18 protein-coding genes and 1 pseudogene are annotated in these 19,089 nt (G+C 67.5%); 10 read left to right on the forward strand and 9 right to left on the reverse strand.

Features of this window, described 5'->3' with window-relative positions:
* Positions 1–32: 32 nt before the first annotated feature.
* The 4 genes from BM162_RS09835 to BM162_RS09850 all read right to left on the reverse strand — a co-directional run bounded on the left by BM162_RS09835 (position 33) and on the right by BM162_RS09850 (position 3,389).
* On the reverse strand, positions 33–1,259 hold the full coding sequence (locus tag BM162_RS09835; protein ID WP_093421078.1) for an ATP-grasp domain-containing protein: 1,227 nt from the start codon (positions 1,257–1,259) through the stop codon (positions 33–35).
* 215 nt (positions 1,260–1,474) lie between these two features.
* Positions 1,475–1,957, reverse strand: coding sequence for a hypothetical protein (locus tag BM162_RS09840; protein ID WP_093421081.1), 483 nt, complete (start codon positions 1,955–1,957; stop codon positions 1,475–1,477).
* 30 nt (positions 1,958–1,987) lie between these two features.
* On the reverse strand, positions 1,988–2,170 hold the full coding sequence (locus BM162_RS09845; RefSeq protein ID WP_093421083.1) for a hypothetical protein: 183 nt from the start codon (positions 2,168–2,170) through the stop codon (positions 1,988–1,990).
* A gap of 49 nt (positions 2,171–2,219) precedes the next feature.
* Positions 2,220–3,389, reverse strand: a complete 1,170-nt coding sequence (locus BM162_RS09850) for an AI-2E family transporter (RefSeq protein ID WP_093421086.1) — start codon at positions 3,387–3,389, stop codon at positions 2,220–2,222.
* 318 nt (positions 3,390–3,707) lie between these two features.
* On the opposite strand from BM162_RS09850, the gene BM162_RS09855 reads away from it, so the two are divergent.
* Together BM162_RS09855 and BM162_RS09860 are read left to right on the forward strand one after the other, a co-directional pair.
* Positions 3,708–4,880 (forward strand): MFS transporter, encoded by a 1,173-nt coding sequence (locus tag BM162_RS09855; RefSeq protein WP_245759224.1) that lies wholly within the window; start codon positions 3,708–3,710, stop codon positions 4,878–4,880.
* Positions 4,881–5,041: 161 nt separating this feature from the next.
* Entirely contained in the window at positions 5,042–6,052 is a 1,011-nt protein-coding gene (locus tag BM162_RS09860; protein WP_245759225.1) for an AI-2E family transporter, read from the forward strand.
* A 5-nt stretch (positions 6,053–6,057) separates the two neighbouring features.
* Here the strand turns inward: BM162_RS09860 and BM162_RS22770 are convergent, their stop codons facing one another.
* Genes BM162_RS22770 through BM162_RS09885 form a run of 5 tightly spaced genes read right to left on the reverse strand, consistent with a single transcriptional unit; the run spans position 6,058 to position 11,405 of the window.
* Positions 6,058–6,228, reverse strand: a complete 171-nt coding sequence (locus BM162_RS22770) for a hypothetical protein (RefSeq protein ID WP_177215120.1) — start codon at positions 6,226–6,228, stop codon at positions 6,058–6,060.
* Positions 6,225–7,448 carry a formate dehydrogenase subunit gamma gene (locus tag BM162_RS09865; RefSeq protein WP_093421091.1) on the reverse strand — a complete coding sequence of 408 codons (1,224 nt, stop codon included), beginning with the start codon at positions 7,446–7,448 and terminating at the stop codon, positions 6,225–6,227. The genes BM162_RS22770 and BM162_RS09865 overlap by 4 nt, the downstream gene beginning before the upstream one ends.
* Positions 7,445–8,044, reverse strand: a complete 600-nt coding sequence (fdh3B, locus tag BM162_RS09870) for a formate dehydrogenase FDH3 subunit beta (RefSeq protein WP_093421093.1) — start codon at positions 8,042–8,044, stop codon at positions 7,445–7,447. The genes BM162_RS09865 and fdh3B overlap by 4 nt, the downstream gene beginning before the upstream one ends.
* Positions 8,045–8,053: 9 nt before the next feature.
* On the reverse strand, positions 8,054–11,200 hold the full coding sequence (locus BM162_RS09880) for a formate dehydrogenase subunit alpha (protein ID WP_245759226.1): 3,147 nt from the start codon (positions 11,198–11,200) through the stop codon (positions 8,054–8,056).
* A 16-nt stretch (positions 11,201–11,216) separates the two neighbouring features.
* Complete coding sequence (locus tag BM162_RS09885) at positions 11,217–11,405, reverse strand: hypothetical protein (RefSeq protein ID WP_143096136.1); 189 nt, start codon at positions 11,403–11,405, stop codon at positions 11,217–11,219.
* Between the two features lie 207 nt (positions 11,406–11,612).
* On the opposite strand from BM162_RS09885, the gene BM162_RS09890 reads away from it, so the two are divergent.
* The 8 genes and pseudogenes from BM162_RS09890 to BM162_RS23235 form a co-directional block, all read left to right on the forward strand.
* Complete coding sequence (locus tag BM162_RS09890) at positions 11,613–12,284, forward strand: TetR/AcrR family transcriptional regulator (protein WP_093421098.1); 672 nt, start codon at positions 11,613–11,615, stop codon at positions 12,282–12,284.
* Positions 12,285–12,304: 20 nt separating this feature from the next.
* A complete protein-coding gene (locus BM162_RS09895; protein ID WP_093421101.1) occupies positions 12,305–13,234 on the forward strand; it encodes a TAXI family TRAP transporter solute-binding subunit in 930 nt (309 codons plus the stop codon).
* Between the two features lie 15 nt (positions 13,235–13,249).
* Complete coding sequence (locus tag BM162_RS09900; protein ID WP_093421103.1) at positions 13,250–15,196, forward strand: TRAP transporter permease; 1,947 nt, start codon at positions 13,250–13,252, stop codon at positions 15,194–15,196.
* Positions 15,196–16,077 carry an amidohydrolase family protein gene (locus tag BM162_RS09905; protein ID WP_093421106.1) on the forward strand — a complete coding sequence of 294 codons (882 nt, stop codon included), beginning with the start codon at positions 15,196–15,198 and terminating at the stop codon, positions 16,075–16,077. The genes BM162_RS09900 and BM162_RS09905 overlap by 1 nt, the downstream gene beginning before the upstream one ends.
* Before the next feature lie 14 nt (positions 16,078–16,091).
* Positions 16,092–16,823: a PIG-L deacetylase family protein gene (locus BM162_RS09910; protein ID WP_093421108.1), complete on the forward strand. Its 732-nt coding sequence runs from the start codon at positions 16,092–16,094 to the stop codon at positions 16,821–16,823.
* Positions 16,823–17,497, forward strand: coding sequence for a 4-carboxy-4-hydroxy-2-oxoadipate aldolase/oxaloacetate decarboxylase (locus tag BM162_RS09915; protein WP_093421111.1), 675 nt, complete (start codon positions 16,823–16,825; stop codon positions 17,495–17,497). Before BM162_RS09910 ends, BM162_RS09915 begins: the two co-directional genes overlap by 1 nt.
* A gap of 78 nt (positions 17,498–17,575) precedes the next feature.
* Entirely contained in the window at positions 17,576–18,616 is a 1,041-nt protein-coding gene (locus tag BM162_RS09920) for a 4-oxalomesaconate tautomerase (protein ID WP_093421113.1), read from the forward strand.
* A 294-nt stretch (positions 18,617–18,910) separates the two neighbouring features.
* Positions 18,911–19,089: pseudogene (locus tag BM162_RS23235) on the forward strand (DUF305 domain-containing protein); the annotation flags it as partial.

A 19,089-nucleotide genomic window follows, 5' to 3' on the forward strand; every position in this document is an offset into this window, starting at 1 on the left:
TTCGCGCCTAATCGGCGCGCCGCTTGCTGCTCTCAGACATAGAAATCGAGTTCTTCCTGGGCTTTCAAGAGGTCCCTGAGCTTGTGCGGGTCCTCGCCGAAGAAGTAGGCCAGCCCCCAATGCGTTCCGAACGCCGTACGCTTGGTCACCTTCTGCTCCATCGGCTCGGCGAGTTCGTGGAACTCGAAATAGGGGTGGTTCGCCGTCTCCTCGGGCACTTCGAGTCGGCTGACGACCCGGCGGCGCGGGTAGACGCCGAAGCAGCCGGCATGGCCTTTCGCGCCCGTGACTGCCTCGGGGAAGAAGGCGTCGATCTCGTCCTGCGTCGTGTTCGGGTCGAACATCAGGACGAGCCCCTGGTAGCCGTTGAAGCCGTAGGCACGCTCGATCAGTTCCAGCGCCTTGAAGCCCGGCGGGCGGTACGCGACCTCGCCGAAGTAGAGCCGGTTGTCGCTGGTCAGGAAGTACTCGGGGTGGATGAAACCGAAGTCGATGTCGAAGGCCTCGATCAGCTTCTCGATCTCCTCGGTGATCCGGGCGCGGTGCGCCTCGAGCTCGGGCGTCGCCGGCACGAAGACCGAGTAGCCCAGCGTCACGTATTCCGAGATGTTGAGGAACTGGATCTTGCGGTCCTTGATCCAGGCCTCGACCGCGAATTCCCAGCCGTCGAGGTGGGACTCCAGCAGCGCCGGGAACTCGTCGTCGGGGATGTTGTCCACGTCCTCTGGCGTGCGGATCACGCGGTGGCCGGCTGTGCCGGACTTGTCGAACGCCTTGAAGTGGATCGGGTCGTTCGGGTCGCCGTCGAGCTTGAGCAGGGTCTGGTTCACCCGCTTGAGAAATCGGATGACGTCGCCGCGGTCATGCGCCTCCTCGAAGACGCCGACGCGGATACCGCCAAGCTGCGCGCGGCGCTTCATCAGCGACTTGTCGCGGAACAGCATCGACTGGCCCAGCAGGCGCGGGTTGTTCAGCAGGACGGAGTTGACCGCGCCGGCCCATTCGACCGTTTCCTCGAAGAGCGGAATGGCGACGTCAACGCCTTCGTCCTTCAGGCGGTGCGCCAATTCGTGCGACCGTTCGTTCAGGCGGTCGAAGTCCCAGGGCATGAACGGGATGCCGTTCTGGCTGCAATAGTCTTCGGCCCAGGGCGGGGCGACCACGATGTAGCGCCGGTCGAACCGGTCCACCGCGTCGATGGCGTTCAGGCTCCAGCCGAGGAGCGCGACGTAGCCCTTATTCGGGTCGTAATCGTTCATCTGTCTGTCTCCCTTCCATGCCTGCCGACCCGCTTGCGCAGCCGCGCAGGCGGGGTCGGCCGATGCGGTCTCGGCGTCAGAACTGCGTGGTAGAGGGTTCCGGACGGCAGGCGCCACGTTCTATGGACATGCCCTTCACCCTAGCGCCATGGGCGCGGATTTCAAAACATCCGTGTAAAACGCTGTAGAAAATGATCTTTCCGACGCGTAATGAGTCAGCTCAGCCAGCGGGCCAGTAGCCCGCGGCGAGGTTGGTGAAGCGGAAGGTCGGGAACGGCGTCGCCGCAGTCGCGCAGGTAGTCCCAGATCAGCGGCGCCACGTCCTCCAGCCGAGAGTCGAGTTCGCGCGCTTCGCGGACGATGTCGGGACGGGAGTCCACCCAGTCGATCAGCCCGCGTCCGATCAGGTCGTCGGACAGCGGGATCTCGGCGCGCAACTCGCGCAGGGCCGCAGCGGCGTCATGCGCCCCGATTTCCTCGAGGTGGTCACCCAGCATCGCGATCCGCTCGGCGCAGTCCTTGTGCATGAACGCGCCCAGCAGGCCGCTTCGGCCGTCTGTCCGGCGCCGCCAGATCAGCGCCGAGAGCGCGGCCTCGGCCTCCGGACTGCGCGCCGGTTGGGCGGCGAGCGTTCTCTCGATCTTCTCCAGATCGGCGGGCTTCTTGCGCTCGATGAGTTCGTGAATCGTCACGGTCATAGGTTAACGATAGTGTAGGATTCCGTAACGTCACGCGTTTTGTGGCCCCGATTTCGCGTCGGCCTCGGCCTCGTTCACGTTCATCGACACGTTGAAGAGGTTGCGCACCACCACGTTGGCGCAGGTGTGCAGCATCATCACGAAGACCGCCGCCGCGCCGACGAAGCCGCGGGAGCGGCTGGTCGCGGTGGCCAACGCGGAGAGCGCGGTCATAATGTCACCATCAGGGCATGGGGGGAGGCCCTGCCGCGGCTCCGGTGCCTCAGGCGCCGCTCTCGCCGGTGCGGGCGTCCGTGGCCTGTGTGGTGGCGAGGTCGGCGGGCTGGCCAGGCGTCTCGTCGCTGAGGAAGCTGCGCAGGACCGCCAGTCGCGGAACGTGATCGCAAATGACCTTGAGCAACACCAGGAATGGCACCGCCATCAGCGCGCCGGGTATGCCCCACAGCCAGCCCCAGAACAGCACGGTCAGGAACACGGCGACGACGTTGATCTTCAGCCGCCGGCCGACCAGCATCGGCGTCAGGAACTGCCCTTCCAGGAACGTCAGCAGGAAATACACCGCCGGCACCAGCAGCGCGCGGCCCAGCGTGTCGAACAGCAGCACCGCCACGACGCCCGAGCAGAGCACCCCGATCATCGCGCCCAGGATGGGCAGGAAGTTCAGCAGGAACGCGGCCACGCCCCACAGCCACGCATAGGGCATCCCGAGAAAGTAGAGCGCCGTGCCGATGCACACGCCGAGCCCCGCGTTGATCAGCGTGATCGCCCCGAGGTAGCGCGAAATCTGCCGCTCGATCCCACGTACGATGCCGAGCGCTTTCTTCTTCTCGTGGAGCGAACCCAACGAATTCACGATGCGCAGCTGGATCGCGTCGGATCCGGCCAGCAGGAACATCGACAGGATCAGCGCCATGATCACCGACATGCCTCCGCCCGCCACGCGCCGCATGGCGGCGGTCGCGAAGGATCCGCCCTCGACCTGCACCTCCTGCACGGTCGGGTCGTCCTCGTCGGTGGCCTCCTGCACCTGTTCGCTGGCCTCGCGCATCTGCTCGACCGGCTTCATCAGCGTCTGCATCTTCCGCTCGAGCCGCGGGCCGATCGACGGGGCCTCGCTGATGATGGTCGAGGCGGGTCCGCTCATCGAGTAGGCCACCGCCAGCGCACCCAGAACAAGCCCCGACACCAGCAGCACCGCCGATACCGTGCGCGGCACGCCCCGCCGGGCCAGCCAGCGGACCGGCGGCGAAAGCGTGAGCGCGACCAGCAGACCCAGCACCACCGGCATCAGCACGCTTTGCGCGAAGTAAATGGCGGTGAACGTGCCAAGGAACACCAAGGCACGCAGAAGCCACCTGACCTCGTTCAGGTGCTTGGCCTGTGCGGTGCCGGCATCCCGGTTCGCCACGCCGTTTTCGTTGCGCTCGCTCATCGCCTTCCCCGTCTCGAGTCAAAGAACCTGCCGCTGCCGGGCAGGTTCCGGAATGAGTGACGCAGATGGGCGATCGTGTCCTGGCCCCGAGCGGCGATGGTGGGAGGAATCGAGTCTTGGCGCGAGCTGCAACAGGGGAAAGCGGCGGCCTGCGCCGCTCAAGGCGGACAGTGGTCCGTCTTCACGCGGCCGGACGTCGAGACCCGATTATCGGGAGGATCGGGAAGGCGCCCCGGCGCACAGGGATCTCGGCGCCGCTCTGGATCATTCCGGCCCCCGGCGCCGTTGGGAACGGAAGTCAGGTGACGGGTGAACTGCATGTCGTTCTGGAAGCTGTCTGCCGCGGGGTTCGCGGCCACCGCGATGACATACGGTCCTGCCCGGATGGGCTTCGGCCTCTTCCTTCCCGAGTTCCGGTCGACCTTCGACATGTCAAGCGGGACGGCCGGGCTTGTGTCGAGCCTCGGCTTCTCGGGCTTCTTCTTCGGCCTTCTCGCCGCCTACGCGGTCACAGCGCGGCAGGGGCCAGGCCTGCCCGTCGTGCTTGGGCTTCTCTCGGCCGCGCTTGGCATGGCCCTGGTCGCGACGGCGCAGGGGCTGCCGCTTCTCGCCACCGGAACCTTCTTCGCGATGTCGAGCGCGGGGTTCTCCTGGGCGCCGTTCAACGATGCGGTGCACCGGCAGGTGGACGATGCCCGCCGCCCCGCAGCCCTGTCGATCGTCAGCACGGGCACAAGCCTGGGGATCGCAGCGGCGGGTGCGACGGCGCTTGTCCTGTTGTTGAGCGGCATGTCCTGGCGGACGGCCTGGGCAATCTTCGCCGGGGCCGCGGCCCTCGCGGCTGCGGGCAACTGGATGGCCCTGCGCCGGCTGAAGGGTCGGTTCGGAGCTCTGCCTTCCCTGCCGTGGCGGAGACTCGCGCAACGTCGGGCGGTTCCGCTCTACGTCATCGCGCTGTCCTTCGGGACGACGACGGCGATCTACATCTCGTTCGCGGCCGACCGGGTTCAGCAGAACGGCGGCGTTCCCATTGGTCCGGTGGGCGCCTCCCCGGCGCTAATCTTCGTCAGCTTCGGGCTCTTCGGCCTGGTCGGCCTGACGACGGGACGGATCAAGGCGGCGACGGGGCTGGCCGCGCTGCTGGGGCTTCTTTTGGCGGGTTCGACGCTTTCGCTCCTTCTGATCGCGCTGGCGCCGGTCTCGACCGGCGGCGTGATCCTGTCGGCGGCGCTTCAGGGCGCCTACGTCATGATGATGAGCGCAGTGCTCGCCTTCTGGTCCGAGCGGCTGTTCCCCAACGTTCCCGCCCTGGGGTTCACCGCCGCACTGCTCGCCGTCGCGGCGGGCAGTGTCGCCGGACCGGTCGTCGCCGGTCAGCTGTCAGACACGGCCGGCGCCGGGTTCACGTTCCTGGTGACGGCCGGCGTGTCCGCCGCGACGGCGGTTGCGGCCTTCCCGACCTTCGTGGTCGAGCGTGCGCCTTCGGCATAGGCGCGTTCAGCCTCGCACGGCCGCGAAGCTGGCACGCCATGGACATCCTGCGCCACCGACGGCACCTTCCGGCTGATGATGATCGCGAACGAACGGGTGTCATGCGGGAATCGGAGCGGCGGCGGGTGAGGGAGTGGCGGCTTGCCCCGATGACATATGGCATGGCGCTCGCGCTCATGGTCGGCTGGCTTTTGTGGGTGGGCAAGCCGGTGCTGCTGCCCATCATCTCGGCCATCGTCGCGCTATACATCCTCACCGCGGCGGCGGAGGCGCTGGTGAAGGTGCCGCTTCTGGGCGGCGCGCCGCTGTGGGCGCGGCGCCTGCTGGTGCTTCTGGCCTTCACGCTGAGCGTCGCGCTTCTGTTCGTGCTGGTGATCACCAACTTCACACGCGTCGCCGCCGCGCTTCCCGGTTATGAGGCGAACCTCGACCGGATCGTCGCGGGCTTCGCCGACGTCTTCGGGTTCGAGGACCAGCCGACCTGGGCCGCCCTGCAGGCCGAGACCTTCGGGCGCATAAACACCCGGCAGCTCATCACGCCGCTGGTCCAGTCCATCGGCGGGTTTGGCGGCACGTTGTTCCTGATCGTGCTCTACGTGTCGTTCTTCGTGAACGAGCGGGCGCATTTCGCGCGCAAGCTGGCACTCGCCGCCGGCACGCCGGACAAGGGGGCCCGCGCGCTCGAGGTGCTCACCCGCATCAACGAGCGGATCGGGAATTACCTCCTGGTGAAGACGCTGGTGAACGTGGTGCTTGGGGCGGCGTCCTTCGTCATCATGTGGCTCATCGGGATCGAGTTCGCGCTGTTCTGGGCGGTGCTCATCGGGTTCCTTAACTACATCCCCTATTTCGGATCGATGCTCGGCGTCCTGTTCCCGGTCCTGCTGAGCCTCGCGCAGTTTGGATCGCTTGGGATGGCGGCACTGTCGCTTGTGGCTCTGGCGGCGGCGCAGATCTATGTCGGCGGCGTGCTCGAGCCGAAGCTCATGGGCCGGGCGTTCAACCTCAGCCCCCTCTTCGTGCTGCTGGCGCTGGCCTTTTGGGGCGCGCTCTGGGGCATCCCCGGCGCGATCCTTGCCGTCCCGCTGACCGCGAGCCTCGTGATCGTGCTTGCCGAGATCCCCGAGACGCGGCCCGCCGCAATCATCATGTCCGCCAACGGCCGGGTCTGACGTCTCTATTCCGGGTTGGTGTCGGTGGCCGGCGAGTACTCCGCGTCGATGCCTTCGAGGTTGTGCGAGCGGTCGGCGATCCGTTCGACCGAATAGATCGTGCCTGCCTGCATGGCGAAGTACGTCCCTGCCGCGAGGACGAGAGCGATGGCGGTTCCGCTGAGAAAGGACGTCATTCCGCGGGGCTCCTGTTCGCGCCTTGTTCGAGGTCCCGGACCCACAGCTTGTGGTGCTCCTCCGCCCAGTTGCGGTCGACGTCGCCGCCCCACATGGCCCAGAACGCGCCCTCCATGCCGACGGTGCCGATATAGATGTGCCCGATGAAGATGGCGATGAGCAGAACGCCGATCACCGCGTGCGTCAGCATCGCCCAGCTCATGCCGCCGAGATCCAGCCAGTAATAGGGGAACATCAGCGTGACACCGGTGCCCACCATGATCAGGCCGCCCAGCACCGCCGACCAGAACACCAGCTTCTGGCCCGGGTTGAACTTGTGCGCCGGCGGCGAGTCGTCGGCATCTGTGAAGAACCCGCCGCCGCGGGCGAGCCACGTGAGGTCGCGCCGCTCGGGCAGGTTGCGCAGGGTCCACATGACGGCCATCACCAGCACGCCCAGGGCGAAGGACGGAAAGAACATCATGTGCGCCCACGCCGACAGCCACCCGATGTCGCCAAGCGCGACACGGCTGAAGGGGGCGATCAGCGTTTCGCCATAGGCGATGACGATGCCGGTCAGCGCCAGGACGATGAAGCTGACGGCTGTCATCCAGTGTACCATGCGTTCCAGCAGGCCGAAGCGCTTGACGCGCGGCCGGTCGCTGTGCCCGTGCAGGATGGGGACGCGGCCCCGGACGGCCAGCATCAGCGCCAGAAGGAAGCTGAAACCGACGATGGCGATGGCGCCGAGATGCGTGGCGACGTCGGCGATGCCGACGCGCCAGTCGCGGGCGAAGGGCCGCTCGAACAGGTCGGCGTTGACGTAGGGAAGCGAGCTGATGCCGATGACCCGGTCGCTCGGGCGCGCTACTTCGGCGGCGGCCTCGTCCGGCCGGGCCCAGGCCCCGGTCAGAACCGCACCGTCGTCCAGCGGCGCCGTCACGATGAAAAGCTCGTCGCCATAGGCCAGCGACGGGGCATCGGCGTCCGGGGCGGGGCCCGAGTTGAACCGGTCGCGTTGCAGCCGCGTGCGCGCCGCCAGCGCCTCGCCCGCCAGCACACCGCTGAGTTCCGCGCCGTCCTGCGGCACGCCCCATTGCACCACGGGGCGCGTGAAGTCGTCGCCGTCGAACAGCTCGTAGACCTGCCAGGCCATCACCAGCGCCAGAAGGACCGCGGCGATCGCGCCGGCCACACGGTAGCCGGTGAAGCGCCGGCCGCTGCGAAGTGCGGCGCTCATGCCCCGTCCTCCTCGGGATAATAGGCGGTGTTCCAGCCCCACGCGCCCGAGCCGTAGCCGCGGTGGATGACGCGCTCGCGGAAGATCTCGCCGACCACCTCGCCGTCGCCGGCAAGCAGCGCGCGGGTCGAGCAGACCTCGGCACAAAGCGGCAGCTTGCCCTCGGCAACGCGATTGCGGCCGTACTTGCGATATTCCTCTTCCGATCCGTTCGGTTCGGGGCCGCCGGCGCAATAGGTGCACTTGTCCATCTTGCCGCGCGACCCGAACAGGCTGGCGCGCGGGTACTGTGGCGCGCCGAAGGGGCAGGCATAGAAGCAGTAGCCGCAGCCGATGCAGATGTCCTTGTCGTGCAGCACGATGCCGAGGTCGGTCTGATAGAGACATTCGACCGGGCAGACGGCCACGCAGGGTGCATCGGTGCAGTGCATGCACGAGGTTGCGATCGAGCGTTCCTCGGGCGTGCCGTCGTTGAGCGTGACGACGCGGCGGCGCACCATCCCCCAGGGCACCTCGTGCTCGTTCTTGCAGGCGGTGGCGCAGGCGTTGCACTCGATGCAGCGTTCGGTGTCGCAGACGAATTTGACGCGGGTCATCGCGGCTCCTCAGGCGGGTTCGATGCGGCAGAGGGTGGCTTTCGTCTCCTGCATCTGGGTGACGACGTCGTAGCCATAGGTCTGAATGGTGTTGGTGGCCTCGCCCACTACCCAGGGGCGGGTGCCCTCGGGGTAGCGATCGGACAGGTCCTCGCCCATCCACATCCCGGCGAAGTGGAACGGCAGGAAGACGGTGCCGGGTCCGACGCGAGGGGTGACGAGCGCCTTGACGCGGATCCGGCCGTTGACGGTGGACACCCAGCAGAAGCCGTCATCCACCACGCCGAGCGTTGTGGCGTCCTGGGGGTTCACCTCGACGAACATCTGCTGCTGGAACTCAGCCAGCCACTTGTTCGACCGGGTTTCGTCGCCGCCGCCTTCGTACTCGACCAGCCGGCCCGAGGTGAGGATCATCGGGAACTCCTCGCTCCAGTCGTCTTCCTGGATCGAGGCGTAGAGCGCGGGGAGCCGCCAGAGTTCGCGGTCGTCATAGGTTCGGTATTCCGGCAGCAGGTCGCGGCGCGGGGTGAACAACGGCTCGCGGTGCAGCGGCACCGGGTCCGGGAAGTTCCAGACATAGGTGCGAGCCTTTCCATTGCCGTAGGGCGCGAGCCCGTGCGAAATCAGCACCCGCTGCACGCCGCCCGAAAGGTCGGTCTTCCAGTTCACCGCCCGCATCTTGGCGCGCAGTGCGTCGCGGTCCCTGCCGCTGCCGTTCACGACGAGGAACGCCCGGATCGCCGAAAGCGCACGGTCAGAGTACCCGTCGAAGATGACGCGGAGCGGTGCCGACAGGTCGGCAGCCGGGTCGGGGACATCCCGGCCCGATTGCCACGTCTCGTCGACCCGTGGATCCTCACCCTTTGGGCGCAGGCCGCCGTTGGCCTGAAGAGTGTCCATCTCGTCCACCAGCGCACGCGCCTGATCGTCGTTCAGGTCGAGCATCGACAGGTCGAAGGTGTCGGAGGCGATCGCCCCGATCACCACCTTCTCGCGCGCCGTCAGCTCATCGAGCCAGCCGAGCGCCTCCAGCAGGGCGACGGAGCCTTCCGGATAGCCGTCCTTGATCTCGGACCCGACGGGGAAGCTGTCCTCGGCCAAGAGGTTGCTGCCCTCGCGCTCGACACCCCAGCGCGCCCGGAACGGCAGGCCGCCCTCGGCCACCGGTTTCGACGTGTCGTAGAGCAGCGGCGTGCCGGGATGGCTGTCCTTCGGCTCGCCCCATGCCGGCCAGGGAAGGCAATAGTATTCCCCCTCGACCGGCGCGGACTGCCCGCGCAGGGTGACCGAGTCGAACTTGTCCTGGTGCTCCATGTGGCGCTTCAGCCGCTCGGGGCTCTGGCCGGTATAGCCTATAGTCCATGTGCCGCGGTTGATCTCGCGCAGGATGTCCTCGGCCACCGGCACGCCGTCTTCGATGGCGACGTTGCGGAACATTCGGTCGGCGAAGCCCAGCCGCTCGGCCAGCATCAGCGTGATCTCGTAATCCGTCTTCGACTCGAACAGTGGGTCGAAGACCTTCTCGCGCCACTGGACGGAGCGCGAGGAATTCGTGACCGTGCCGCGCATCTCGGCCGTTGTGGCGGCCGGCAGCAGGTAAACCCCGTCCTCCTTCTGCGACATAATCGCGACCTGCGTGGGGTGCGGGTCGATCACGCACAGCAGATCCACGGTCGACATCGCCTCGACCTGGTCGGGCCCGCGCGTGATCGAATTCGCGGCGTGACCCCAGAAGATCATCGCCTTGACGGGGTGCGGCTGGTCGATGGAGTCCGGGTTCTCGAGCACGCCATCCATCCAGCGGCTCAGCGGCATCCCCGCCTTCTCCATCAACTCCTTCGACGTGAAGCGGTCGCGCATCCAGGGGTAGTCTTCGCCCCAGACACGGCACCAGTGACGCCACGCCCCTTCCTCCAGCCCGTAATAGGCCGGAAGGGTGTCGCACGACACGCCCAGGTCCGTCGCGCCCTGCACGTTGTCGTGGCCGCGGAAGATGTTGGCGCCGCCGCCGCTCTTGCCGATGTTGCCCAGCACCAGTTGCAGGATCGACGCCGCGCGCGTCTTGCTCGACCCCACGGTCGACTGGGTCAGGCCCATGCACCACACCAGCGTGCCGGGCCGGTTCTCGGCCAGCGTCGTCGCGACCCGCAGCAATTGCTCGGGCGGGATGCCGGTGACGCGCTCGACCTCTTCCGGTGTCCAGCGGGCAACCTCTTTCTCGACCTCTTCCAGCCCCCAGACCCGTTGATCGATGTACTCGCGGTCCTCCCAGCCGTTTTCCAGGATGATCCGCACGAGCCCCCAGAGAAAGCCGATGTCAGTGCCCGGGCGGATGCGCACGTACTCGTCCGCGTGCCGTGCCGTGCGCGTGTAGCGGGGATCGACCACGATCATCTTCGCGCCGTTCTCTTTCCCGTTGAGCACGTGCAGCATAGAGACCGGGTGCGCCTCGGCCGGGTTGCCGCCGATGATGATGATCGAGCGCGAGTTGCGGATGTCGTTGAAGGTGTTGGTCATCGCGCCGTAGCCATACGTGTTGGCCACGCCGGCAACGGTGGTCGAATGGCAGATGCGCGCCTGGTGATCGACGTTGTTGGTGCCCCAGTAGGCCGCGAACTTGCGGAAGAGATACGCCTGTTCGTTCGAGAACTTTGCCGACCCCAGCCAGTAGGCGCTGTCGGGGCCATACTCTTCGCGGATCTCCAGAAGCTTGGCGGTGACCTCCTCCATCGCCTGGTCCCAGCTGATCCGCTCCCACTGGCCGTTGACCTTCTTCATGGGATACTTCAGCCGCCGCTCGCCCAGCGAGATCTCTCGCATCGCCGCACCCTTGGCGCAGTGGGTGCCCTGGTTGATGGGGCTTTCGAAGCTCGGCTCCTGGCCGACCCAGACGCCGTTCTCGACCTCGGCCCACATCGAGCAGCCGACCGAGCAGAACTGGCAGATGGTCTTCTTGACGGTGCGGTCCGTCGCGATCTCCGGCGGCGTCTGCGCCTGCACGGTGCGATGGGCCAGCGGCACGGTGCCGAGCGCGAGCCCTGCGAGGCCGCTGTTGCGCAGAAACGCGCGCCGCGTCTGTGCGAAGGATTCGGGCGGCGGCGTGGTGGTGGCCCCTGTCCTGCGCCGGGCGGGGGAGGAGGTTCTGCGTTTCAGCATCCGTTATCGCCCCCCGTCACTTGCGGCACAGGTCGTAGTAGGTCCGGATATGCGTCGTGTCGCGTAGTTCGACCCGCCGGGGATCGTCGTCGCGCTCGACATCCTGCTCAGCGGCCTCGGCCGCTCCAGCGCTCGCCGCGGCCGCCCCGACTGCCGGCGCCGCCGCCAGCACCCCGCGCCGCGTGATTTCCCGAGACTTCTTCATGGTTGCTCCGTGGCCATCTGTCTTCTTCAACAGCGGCATCACGCGATGGTTCCTTGTGCGTCCGCACGTAGCCCCGAGGTTGATCAGCCGGCCCGGCAATTGAGCCAAGCGTCACCCTCCGGGCGCTCCATTTGAACGCCTGTCTAAAAAATATGGACGAGTGGGCATCCGAGTGGTACGACTGTCCGCAACCGAGGAGGAGGGCTCATGGGGAAACCGGGCGGAAAGGCGGATGCGAGGGCGGCGGTCCTGGATGCGGCCGAGCGGCTGTTTTCCGAGCGCGGCTTCGGCGCCGTGTCCCTGCGCGAGATCGCGCGGGCCGCGTCGGTGAATGTCGGCAGCGTCACCTACCATTTCCGCGACAAGCTCGGGCTGCTCGAGGCCATCTATGACCTGCACACGCGCCCGATTAACGCGCGCCGGCTCGAGCTTCTGGGCGAAGCACGGCGGGTGACCGAGCGGGGCCAGCGGCTGACGGCGGTGCTGCGCGCCTATCTCGTCCCGGCTTTTTCGTCCTCGAACGACCTTGCCGGCGGCGGGGCGCGGTTCACCCGAATGCGGGCGCTCCTGTCGGCCGAGGGCGATCCGGATGCCAAGCGCATCATCGCCGAGGCTTTCGATACCACGACCGAAACCTTCATCGACGCCATCCAGGAATGCCTTCCCGCCGCCCCACGGGACGAAATTGTCTGGCAGAGCCATTTCCTGCTGGGCTCGCTCTACTACACGCTGATCAACCCCGAGAGGATCAACCGCCTGTCGCACGGCGCGGCAGACGGTCACGACCGCGAGGCGGCGATCCGGCTCATCGTGCAGGCGACCAGCGCGAGCCTGCGCGCCTTGGAGCCCGCGCGCGCGCCGGCGGATATCGACACCTGAAGCCAGTAAGGGAGGACCCAATGAACTTCAGAAGCAGAGCGGCGGCCGTTGCCGTCACCGTTCTCGCAGCCGCGCCCGCCGCGGCGCAGGAGCGTGTCTCGATCGGGACGGGCGGGACGGGCGGCCTGTTCTACGTGATCGGGGCCGGCGTCGCGGACGTCATCAACAACCGCCTCGAGGGCACGACCGCGCGTGCCGAGGTCACCGGCGCGTCGGTCGAGAACATCCGCCGCGTGGCGGCCGACCAGATGGACATCGGCTTCTCGTCCTCCTCGACGCTCTACGAGGCGAAAGAGGGGCAGGGGCCGTTCGACGGCGATCCGCAGCCCGTCGCAGCGATGGCGTACCTCTATCCGGCCGTTCTGCAGATCGCGACGACCGAGGATACCGGCATCACCGCCTTCGAGGACCTTGCCGGCAAGCGCATCAACCTCGGGCCTCCGGGAAGCAACGCGGCGGTGCTGTCGCAGCGTTTGCTCGAAGCCTACGGCGTGTTCAATCCCGGCAACGTCGAGTTCCTGTCCTACACCGAAGGCACCAACGCGCTGATGAACGGGACCGTCGACGCGACCGCCGTGCTCGCCGGCGCGCCGACCGCCGCGCTGATCGACCTCGACGCGCAGCGCGACATGGTGCTTCTGTCGCTCGACGAGGAGAAGGTCGGGGAGCTGTTTGAGGAATTCCCCTACTACCAGCCCTACGACATCCCCGCCGGCACCTATCCCGATCAGACCGAGCCGGTGACGGTGGTCAATGACCCGGCCACGCTTTTCACCAAGGAAAACGCGGACCCGGCGCTGATCGAGGAGCTGACAGCGGTGATCTTCGACAACCTCGAAGAGCTGGGCGAGGTGCACCCGCAGGCCAAAGCGATCTCGCCCGAGACGGCGACGCAGACGCCGATCGCCCTGCACCCCGGCGCCCAAGCCTACTTCGACGGCGCGAACTGATCGGAGGGCGGAGCGGTGTTCAAGCTACTCGACAAACTGCGGCTCGACCGCTCCGCCACCACGCGATCGGGCGGAGAAGTCGTCTTCGTCTCGCTTCTCTTCACGCTGGTGGCCGTGGCGGTGACGGCGCTCGTCGTCTACGGCGCCTATTTCGGGCTGATCACGGCGCTGATCCTCCGTTCAAGCTTCTTCTCTCTGGTGGCCTGCGGCGCGCTTCTGGTGCTGGGCCTGGCCAGCGAGCGGTCTTGGCTGCGCTGGCTGTGCTACGCGCTCGCCGCCTTCGCGCTGGTGCCGGGCTACCATCTTTGGGCCAGCTACATCGACATCATCATGCGCGGCGCCATGGCGACGCCGCCGGATCTGTGGATCTTCGCGGGGCTGCTTGCCGTGCTGTTCGTGCTGGTGCGGCTGGCGCTCGGGTGGGCGCTGGTGGTGATGATGGCGGCGGCGATCCTCTATGCCTGGTTCGGCTACCTCATTCCGGGCGAGTACGGTCACGGCGGGTATGACCTGCGCCGGCTGGCCTCGACCCTCATGCTCTCGACCGAGGGGGTCTATGGCGTTCCCATGGGCGTGGCCGTGGAATACATCTTCCTGTTCGCCCTGCTCGGCGGTCTTCTGATGAAGATCGGCACGGGCGAGGTGTTCGTCGACCTCGCCCGCGGCCTGACCGGCCGGATGCGCGGCGGCCCCGGCCTGTCGGCGGCATTGTCGAGCGCTCTTCTGGGCACCATCAACGGCAGCGCGGTTGCGAACGTCGTGACCACCGGCACCTTTACGATCCCGCTGATGAAGCGCGTGGGCTACACCCCGACGCTGGCCGGCGCAATCGAGGCCGCGGCGTCGTCGGCGGGGCAGATCCTGCCGCCGGTCATGGGCGCGGCCGCTTTCCTGATGGCCGAGATCATCGGTGTGCCCTACGCGCAGATCGCGCTCGCGGCGCTGATCCCCGGCCTTCTCTACGTGCTGGCGCTGATGGTCGCTGTGCGGCTCGAGGCCGGGCGACTGGGGCTTGAGCGGGATGCGCAGGCGGGGCTGGCCCTGCTGCGCGACACGCTGCTCAGACGCGGCTACCTGCTTTTGCCGCTAATCGGACTGATCGGCTTTTTGGCCGCGGGCTACACGCCGACCCGCGCAGCGGTGATGTGCCTGATCATCGGGCTTCTGATCTCACCCTGGCGGAGCGAGACGCGCATCGGCCTGATGGGGCTGGCGCTGGTCTGCCGCGACACGCTGCTGGCCGTCATGCCCATCGTTGCGGCCGTGGCTGCAGCGGGCGCGGTGATCGGCGTGCTGAACCTGACCGGGCTCGGCCTCATGCTGTCGGGGCTGATCGTCGATCTGGGCAGCGGCAACCTGTTCGCCATCCTTCTGCTCACGGCGCTGGTGTCCTTCATCCTTGGCATGGGGCTTCCGACATCGGCGGCATACCTGCTGCTTGCGGTGCTGGTCGCGCCGGCGCTGACGCGGCTGGGCATGGAGCCCATCGTGGCGCACATGTTCATCTTCTACTACGGCCTAGCCTCGGCGATCACTCCGCCCGTCGCGCTCGCGGCCTATGCCGCGGCCAGCATCTCGGGGGGGGACGCGAACCGGACGGCGTTCGAGGCGGTGCGCCTGGGCTTCGTGAAGCTGCTGGTGCCGTTCCTCTTCGCCACCATGCCCGCGCTCCTGATGATCGGCACGCCGGTCGAGATCACATTGGCCGCCATCCTGGCCACGATCGGCACGGTCGGGCTGACGGTGGCCTTCGCCGGCTGGTGCGGGCGGCGGACCACCTGGCCCGAGCGTATCCTGCTGACGGCGGCGTCGCTGCTGGTGGTCTGGCCGACGCCCGTGGCCTCGACCGACGCGATGACGCTCATCGCGCGGTGCGCCGGCCTGGTCCTCTTCGTGATCGTCGGCCTGCGCCTAGCCGGGCCCTTCTCCGACACTTCGTCTCGAGTAAACAGAAAAGCGTGATGACCCAGTCCCAGAACCTGCCGTTTCACCCGTCTCCGTCGAAGCCGAAGATCGCGCTTCCGCCGGGCGCCTGCGACGCGCATTGCCACGTCTTCGGACCGGCCACCCGGTTCCCCTTCGCGCCCGAACGGACCTATACCCCGGTCGACGCCCCGAAGGAGACACTGTTCGACCTGCACCGGATGCTGGGGATCGGGCGGTCGGTGCTGGTGCAAGCCAGCTGCCACGGCACCGACAATGCCGCGATGCTCGACGCCATCGCGGCGTCGGACGGGCGGTATCGCGGCGTGGCGATGGTGCGCAACGACGTCACCATGGACGAGCTGCGCCGGCTGCACGAGGGCGGGGTGCGCGGGGTGCGCTTCAACTTCGTCTCGCACCTGGGCAAGGACGCCGATCTCGACGCCGTCCGCGCCATCGTCGAGCGCATCGCCGAACTGGACTGGCACGCGGTGGTGCACTTCGACGCCAACCGGCTCGAGACGCTGGCCCCGGTGCTCAAGAGCCTGCCAGTGCCGATGATCATCGACCACATGGGGCGTGTCGACGCGAGCCGGGGCACCGAGCAGCCGGCCTTCAGGATGCTTCTCGACCTCATGCAGGACGACAGCTTCTGGGTGAAGGTCTGCGGCGCCGAGCGGATCAGTCGCGCCGGCCCGCCCTTCGCCGACGCGGTGCCTTTCGCGCGCACCCTGGTCGAGCGGTTCCCCGACCGGGTGCTCTGGGGCACCGACTGGCCGCACCCGAACATCAAGAAGAACATGCCGGATGACGGGCACCTCGTGGATCTGCTGGCCGACATCGCGCCCGACGAGACGGCGCTGCGGCGGCTGCTGGTGGACAATCCGACCCGGCTTTACTGGCCGGAAACGCTGGGCTGAAGGGAGAAGACATAATGACGAACAAGACGGCTTTGGTCATTAGCGCACATTCCGCGGACTTCGTGTGGCGCTGCGGCGGGGCGATCGCCCTGCACCAGAAGCGCGGCTACGACGTCACCGTGGTCTGCCTGTCCTACGGCGAGCGCGGCGAGAGCGCGAAGCTGTGGAAGCAGGAGGGGATGACGCTCGACAAGGTGAAGACCGAGCGCCGGAAGGAGGCCGAGAACGCCGCCGCCGCCCTGAACGCGCACGATATCCAGTTCTTCGACCTGGGGGACTACCCGCTCGAGCTTGACCGCGAGGCCAAGGACCGGCTGGTGGACGTGATCCGCAAGGTGCAGCCGCAATTCATGCTGACGCACTCGAAGTACGACCCCTACAACACCGACCACATGTATGCCAGCCAGGTGACGCTCGAGGCGCGCATGATCGCGCAGGCCTGGGGCCACAATCCGGGCGAGAAGGTGCTGGGCGCGCCGCAGGTCTACCTGTTCGAGCCGCACCAGACCGAGCAGATGGGCTGGAAGCCGGACACCTTCCTCGACATCTCCGAGGTGTGGGAGCAGAAGCGCGCCGCCATCGAGTGCATGCAGGGGCAGGAGCACCTGTGGGACTACTACACGAACGTGGCGCAGAACCGGGGCAATCACTTCCGCCGCAACTCGGGCGGTCAGTCCGGCGGCCGCGCGGCCACACATGCCGAGGGCTTCCAGTCGATCTTCCCCCGCACCGTGGACGAATTGTGATGGGCGGCGTCGTGGTGCAGAACGTCGAGCGTGCGGATCCGGGCATCGTCCGCCGGCTCGGGGAATGCGGCGTGGCCACCGTGCACGAGGCGCAGGGCCGCAAGGGGCTGATGGCGGCGCACATGACGCCGATCTACGCCGGCGCCTCGGCCGGCGCCTCGGCCGTCACCATCAGCGCACCGCCGGGCGACAACTGGATGATGCACGTCGCCATCGAGCAGCTGAGGGAGGGCGACATCCTGGTGCTGGCCCCCACCTCGCCCTGCGAGGACGGGTACTTCGGCGACCTGCTGGCGACCTCGGCGCTGGCACGGGGCTGCCGTGGCCTGGTCATTGATGCCGGCGTGCGCGACGTGGCCGACCTGACGAAGATGGGCTTCCCGGTCTGGTCCAAGACCGTGCACGCCCAGGGCACGGTGAAAGAGACGGTGGGCTCGGTCAACGTGCCGATCGTCTGCGCCGGCGCCTACGTGCGGCCGGGCGACGTGATTGTGGCCGACGACGACGGCGTCTGCGTCGTCGCGCGCGAAGAGGCGGCCGAGGTGCTGGAAAAGGCCGAGGCGCGCATCGCCAACGAAGAGGCCAAGCGCAAGCGGCTGGCGGCGGGCGAGCTGGGGCTCGACATCTACGACATGCGCGCGCGGCTGGCCGAGAAGGGCCTGAAATACGTCTGAGGACGGCGCGGGCGGAGGTCCCGGGGCTCTGCCCCGGACCCCGGAGTATTTGAGGCAAGAGGAAGAAGGGACGAGCGCATGACGGACGGCGTACGCGCGATGTGGATGCGCGGGGGCACGTCGAAGGGCGGGTATTTCCTCGCCGAAGACCTGCCCGCGGATCGGGACGCGTTCCTCCTGCGGATCATGGGCTCGCCCGATCCGCGGCAGATCGACGGGATGGGCGGGGCGGATCCGCTGACGTCCAAGGTCGCGGTGGTGAAGCGGTCGGAGCGGCCGGGCGTCGACGTGGATTACCTGTTCCTGCAGGTCTTCGTCGACATGGCGGTGGTCACCGACGCGCAGAACTGCGGCAACATCCTTGCCGGCGTCGGCCCCTTCGCGATCGAGCGGGGCCTGGTCGAGGCGCGGGACGGTGTGACCGAGGTCGTCATCCACATGGAGAACACCGACCAGCGCGCGGTTGCCAGCGTCTCGACCCCGGGCGGGCGCGTGACCTACGACGGTTCGGCGCAGATCGACGGCGTTCCGGGCACGTCGGCGCCGGTGCCCATCGCCTTCGAGGACACGGCCGGTTCGAGCTGCGGCGCGCTTCTGCCCACCGGGCATCCGGTGGACGACATCGACGGCGTCCCCTGCACCTTGATCGACAACGGCATGCCCTGCGTGGTGATGCGGGCCAACGCCTTCGGGTTGTCCGGCGACGAGAGCCCCGAGGCGCTTGAGGCGAACGCCGATCTTTGCGTGCGGCTCGAGTCTATCCGGCTTCAGGCCGGGCGCCTGATGAACCTCGGCGACGTGTCCGAGAAGTCGGTACCGAAGATGTCGCTAGTCTCGCCGCCGCGGGCGGGCGGGGCGCTGGCCACCCGGACCTTCATCCCCCACCGCTGCCACAAGGCCATCGGCGTGCTGGGTGCGGTCAGCGTCGCTACCGCCGCGCTGCTGCCCGAGGGCCCGGCGGTCGACGTGGCAACCCTTCCCGAGGGCGAGGAGAAGTCGCTGTCGGTGGAGCATCCAACCGGCGAGATGACGGTCATCGCCACGATACGAGACGGACAGGTCGCCCGCGCCGCCATCCTTCGCACCGCGCGCAAGCTGATGGATGGCCTGGTGTTCTGAGCCTCCGGCGGGGCAGGGACGCGGAGAGCAGCAGCATCCGCGCACCACTGTCCAGTTGGTGAACATGTGGGAAGCATGCGCCGACGGCCCACGTTTGGCACACGACGCGGAGCGCCGGCTGCGCAGGTGGCTGGGGCACACCTCCCGCATCCGGACGTGTACCGCTCCCACGATCCCGGTCCGCCTCCAGAGCATCCCGGGTTCGGTCCCCCGGAACCTATGGAAGCTCCCGGGCGCCGGATGTCCGGAGCTCTTCGACGCTCCGGACAACGATCGAACGCACGAGGGAGCAACATCTCCTACATCCGTTTCGGCGCGATGATCCTCACTTCCACGGTGGTGATGTTCATCCTGATGTACCTCAACACCTACGCGTGGGAGCATCTCTTCTTCTCCGAGACACGCACCTACATGGCGATCATGATGGGCGCGACCATGGCGGTGATCATGCTCGCCTTCATGCTGGGCATGTA

Source organism: Tranquillimonas alkanivorans (genome assembly GCF_900115595.1).
In the GTDB taxonomy this organism is placed as follows: Bacteria; Pseudomonadota; Alphaproteobacteria; order Rhodobacterales; family Rhodobacteraceae; genus Tranquillimonas; species Tranquillimonas alkanivorans.

Coding starts and splice junctions, on each gene's coding strand:
- BM162_RS09835 (WP_093421078.1), bottom strand. CDS start 1,259: ATGAACGATTACGACCCGAATAAGGGCTACGTCGCGCTCCTCGGCTGG.
- BM162_RS09840 (WP_093421081.1), bottom strand. CDS start 1,957: ATGACCGTGACGATTCACGAACTCATCGAGCGCAAGAAGCCCGCCGAT.
- BM162_RS09845 (WP_093421083.1), bottom strand. CDS start 2,170: ATGACCGCGCTCTCCGCGTTGGCCACCGCGACCAGCCGCTCCCGCGGC.
- BM162_RS09850 (WP_093421086.1), bottom strand. CDS start 3,389: ATGAGCGAGCGCAACGAAAACGGCGTGGCGAACCGGGATGCCGGCACC.
- BM162_RS09855 (WP_245759224.1), top strand. CDS start 3,708: ATGTCGTTCTGGAAGCTGTCTGCCGCGGGGTTCGCGGCCACCGCGATG.
- BM162_RS09860 (WP_245759225.1), top strand. CDS start 5,042: ATGGCGCTCGCGCTCATGGTCGGCTGGCTTTTGTGGGTGGGCAAGCCG.
- BM162_RS22770 (WP_177215120.1), bottom strand. CDS start 6,228: ATGACGTCCTTTCTCAGCGGAACCGCCATCGCTCTCGTCCTCGCGGCA.
- BM162_RS09865 (WP_093421091.1), bottom strand. CDS start 7,448: ATGAGCGCCGCACTTCGCAGCGGCCGGCGCTTCACCGGCTACCGTGTG.
- fdh3B (WP_093421093.1), bottom strand. CDS start 8,044: ATGACCCGCGTCAAATTCGTCTGCGACACCGAACGCTGCATCGAGTGC.
- BM162_RS09880 (WP_245759226.1), bottom strand. CDS start 11,200: ATGCTGAAACGCAGAACCTCCTCCCCCGCCCGGCGCAGGACAGGGGCC.
- BM162_RS09885 (WP_143096136.1), bottom strand. CDS start 11,405: ATGAAGAAGTCTCGGGAAATCACGCGGCGCGGGGTGCTGGCGGCGGCG.
- BM162_RS09890 (WP_093421098.1), top strand. CDS start 11,613: ATGGGGAAACCGGGCGGAAAGGCGGATGCGAGGGCGGCGGTCCTGGAT.
- BM162_RS09895 (WP_093421101.1), top strand. CDS start 12,305: ATGAACTTCAGAAGCAGAGCGGCGGCCGTTGCCGTCACCGTTCTCGCA.
- BM162_RS09905 (WP_093421106.1), top strand. CDS start 15,196: ATGACCCAGTCCCAGAACCTGCCGTTTCACCCGTCTCCGTCGAAGCCG.
- BM162_RS09910 (WP_093421108.1), top strand. CDS start 16,092: ATGACGAACAAGACGGCTTTGGTCATTAGCGCACATTCCGCGGACTTC.
- BM162_RS09915 (WP_093421111.1), top strand. CDS start 16,823: ATGGGCGGCGTCGTGGTGCAGAACGTCGAGCGTGCGGATCCGGGCATC.
- BM162_RS09920 (WP_093421113.1), top strand. CDS start 17,576: ATGACGGACGGCGTACGCGCGATGTGGATGCGCGGGGGCACGTCGAAG.